Genomic DNA, 3,158 nt, shown 5'->3' on the forward strand with positions numbered 1-3,158 from the left:
GTTGACAGTTTGAGTGGGTGGCGACTATATACGCCTCACGAACGAGGGCGGTGCGCCGCTGGCGGCGAAGCAGTTTGCTTCTGAATAAGCCCTTGTGAAATTCAAGAGAGCCGCGTAAGCGACACTCGGACGGCCCCGAAGCCACAAGCGTAACGGGCCACGACCTCGCGTGAAGCGGGGTCTGTTCTTTGAAAATTGAATATTGAAGAAAGAGAAACGTGGGCGGCAGAGTCCTGCTGAACCTCTTATCCCGCCAGGGGTAGAAGGTTCGAACGAGACTTTGGCGGACACGTTTTGAGAGAATAAAGTCTACCAAGACACGTGAGTGTCTAGGTGTGAATGTTCTCGTCAATTCAAAGCGTGACCAGATAAAAGCCAATCAAAGTTTCAAAACTTGAGAGTTTGATCCTGGCTCAGAACGAACGCTGGCGGCAGGCTTAACACATGCAAGTCGAGCGCCTCGCAAGAGGAGCGGCAGACGGGTGAGTAACGCGTGGGAATCTACCCATCTCTACGGAACAACTCCGGGAAACTGGAGCTAATACCGTATACGTCCTTCGGGAGAAAGATTTATCGGAGATGGATGAGCCCGCGTTGGATTAGCTAGTTGGTGGGGTAATGGCCTACCAAGGCGACGATCCATAGCTGGTCTGAGAGGATGATCAGCCACATTGGGACTGAGACACGGCCCAAACTCCTACGGGAGGCAGCAGTGGGGAATATTGGACAATGGGCGAAAGCCTGATCCAGCCATGCCGCGTGAGTGATGAAGGCCCTAGGGTTGTAAAGCTCTTTCAACGGTGAAGATAATGACGGTAACCGTAGAAGAAGCCCCGGCTAACTTCGTGCCAGCAGCCGCGGTAATACGAAGGGGGCTAGCGTTGTTCGGAATTACTGGGCGTAAAGCGCACGTAGGCGGATATTTAAGTCAGGGGTGAAATCCCGGGGCTCAACCCCGGAACTGCCTTTGATACTGGGTATCTCGAGTCCGAGAGAGGTGAGTGGAATTCCGAGTGTAGAGGTGAAATTCGTAGATATTCGGAGGAACACCAGTGGCGAAGGCGGCTCACTGGCTCGGTACTGACGCTGAGGTGCGAAAGCGTGGGGAGCAAACAGGATTAGATACCCTGGTAGTCCACGCTGTAAACGATGGAAGCTAGCCGTTGGCAAGTTTACTTGTCGGTGGCGCAGCTAACGCATTAAGCTTCCCGCCTGGGGAGTACGGTCGCAAGATTAAAACTCAAAGGAATTGACGGGGGCCCGCACAAGCGGTGGAGCATGTGGTTTAATTCGAAGCAACGCGCAGAACCTTACCAGCCCTTGACATCCCGGTCGCGGTTTCCAGAGATGGGAACCTTCAGTTCGGCTGGACCGGTGACAGGTGCTGCATGGCTGTCGTCAGCTCGTGTCGTGAGATGTTGGGTTAAGTCCCGCAACGAGCGCAACCCTCGCCCTTAGTTGCCAGCATTAAGTTGGGCACTCTAAGGGGACTGCCGGTGATAAGCCGAGAGGAAGGTGGGGATGACGTCAAGTCCTCATGGCCCTTACGGGCTGGGCTACACACGTGCTACAATGGTGGTGACAGTGGGCAGCGAGACCGCGAGGTCGAGCTAATCTCCAAAAGCCATCTCAGTTCGGATTGCACTCTGCAACTCGAGTGCATGAAGTTGGAATCGCTAGTAATCGCGGATCAGCATGCCGCGGTGAATACGTTCCCGGGCCTTGTACACACCGCCCGTCACACCATGGGAGTTGGTTTTACCCGAAGGCGCTGTGCTAACCGCAAGGAGGCAGGCGACCACGGTAGGGTCAGCGACTGGGGTGAAGTCGTAACAAGGTAGCCGTAGGGGAACCTGCGGCTGGATCACCTCCTTTCTAAGGAAGAACCTTAATGGAAACGCTCATCTGATGAGCCTCTGCCTTTCGGTTCTCTTGGAACAAGACGGCAAAGAGTCACTTTGACCGTCGCGCATACCTTAAGCGGGTCTGCCGCCTTCGTTTCTCTTTCTTCAGCGAATGACTTTGGATCAGCGCTCGCGCGCCGTACCGCGGCCCCCTGTTGATTAAGATGGGCGGCCGCTGGCGCTCCGCGAGGGCGCGGCATAAGCCGCGACGGCCGGTCGGCCTTGCGAGGCTTTGCCTCGAGGTCACCAGCTCGTTACTGGCAGAGCGCGGTCTTTAGGGCTTGTAGCTCAGTTGGTTAGAGCGCGCGCTTGATAAGCGTGAGGTCGGAGGTTCAAGTCCTCCCAGGCCCACCATCTCTAGTGCAACCCGAAGGGTTGTCGCTCGCAATCCGCAAGGATTGTCGGATCTCCTCGATAGAGTATCAGGGAAACAATCAGGGGCCGTAGCTCAGCTGGGAGAGCGCCTGCTTTGCAAGCAGGATGTCGTCGGTTCGATCCCGTCCGGCTCCACCACTCGCGCAATTCCGAAGGGATTGTCGCGGTTCGCGACGATCCTGCGGATCGCGCGGAGGTGTCGAGTAGAGATGAGAAAAGTCATTCGTAAAAAGGTTTGCGGCGAGCAACGAGCTCTCCGCCTGTTCTGTTTTGACATCGTAAAGAGAAGATTTGTTCGAACTTCATGAGCCGAAAGGTTCGTGATTTGTCGCAGGAGACGCTCAATCTCCTGCATATGATGGGTTTGCCTAACCGCGCCCTCGAACCGATCTCGAGAAGCTGGTCTTTTTGTGCCAATGACATCGAATTGGATCCCGCACAGGATCTGGTTCAGGCGACGATCTCTTCGAGATCGCGCGGGTGGGCATTGGCAATGAGAACGATCAAGTGTCTTAAGGGCAATTGGTGGATGCCTTGGCATGCACAGGCGATGAAGGACGTGATACGCTGCGATAAGCTACGGGGAGGTGCGAATACCCTTTGATCCGTAGATTTCCGAATGGGGAAACCCACCTAAGGTACTTGGAAAATCAGAGTAGCAGAGTGATCTGCTACTGTGGTTTCCAAGTATCGATAATAGGTAACTTATCCTGAATACATAGGGATAAAGTGGCGAACGCGGGGAACTGAAACATCTAAGTACCCGTAGGAAAGGACATCAACCGAGACTCCGGAAGTAGTGGCGAGCGAACCCGGACCAGGCCAGTGGCGATTGAGAGACAAGCGGAACCTTCTGGAAAGTAGGGCCATAGTGGGTGA

The 3,158-nt window shown here is 54.8% G+C and carries 2 tRNA genes and 2 rRNA genes; all 4 read left to right on the forward strand.

From position 1 onward, the window contains the following. The first annotated feature begins 390 nt into the window (after window positions 1–390). Window positions 391–1,875: ribosomal RNA gene (locus JQK88_RS35220) — 16S ribosomal RNA — on the forward strand. Between the two features lie 306 nt (window positions 1,876–2,181). After that, window positions 2,182–2,258: transfer RNA gene (locus tag JQK88_RS35225), tRNA-Ile, on the forward strand. Window positions 2,259–2,341: 83 nt separating this feature from the next. Then, window positions 2,342–2,417 (forward strand) — tRNA-Ala (locus JQK88_RS35230). 363 nt (window positions 2,418–2,780) lie between these two features. Beyond that, window positions 2,781–3,158: ribosomal RNA gene (locus JQK88_RS35235) — 23S ribosomal RNA — on the forward strand; the annotation flags it as partial.

Source organism: Mesorhizobium caraganae, assembly GCF_016836705.1.
GTDB lineage: Bacteria > Pseudomonadota > Alphaproteobacteria > Rhizobiales > Rhizobiaceae > Mesorhizobium > Mesorhizobium caraganae.